This window comes from Luteitalea sp., from assembly GCA_009377605.1.
Lineage (GTDB): Bacteria > Acidobacteriota > Vicinamibacteria > Vicinamibacterales > Vicinamibacteraceae > WHTT01.
This window is the reverse complement of sequence record WHTT01000309.1, coordinates 357-599: the sequence shown is the minus strand read 5'-3', so window position 1 is coordinate 599 and position 243 is coordinate 357. Positions and strand designations below refer to the sequence as shown.

Annotated in this window: 1 protein-coding gene; it reads right to left on the bottom strand. The window is 70.8% G+C overall.

Going from position 1 to position 243, the window contains the following annotated elements; translation table 11 throughout:
- Nucleotides 1–243, bottom strand: a 243-nt coding sequence (locus GEV06_29065) for an RNA polymerase sigma factor SigJ (GenBank protein MPZ21890.1), incomplete at both ends; no start/stop codon positions are given.

Here is a 243-nt window from a genome sequence, read left to right as displayed (position 1 = left end):
CTGGGCGGGGCTGAGCTCCTGCAGCACGACCATGCTGGCGATCCGGACCTGCTCGTCGCGGACCACCTCGTCGAGCGGGTCGTCCTTGGCGTCGACCGGACTGATGATCGGCTCGGGTAGCCACGGGCCGATGTACCGCTCCCTGCGGGCGGCGATCGACCGCAGCCGGTCGATGCACAGGTTGGCCACCACCGTGGTGAGCCATGCGCCGACATCGCGGATTGCCGCGCGCCGCTCGTCGGT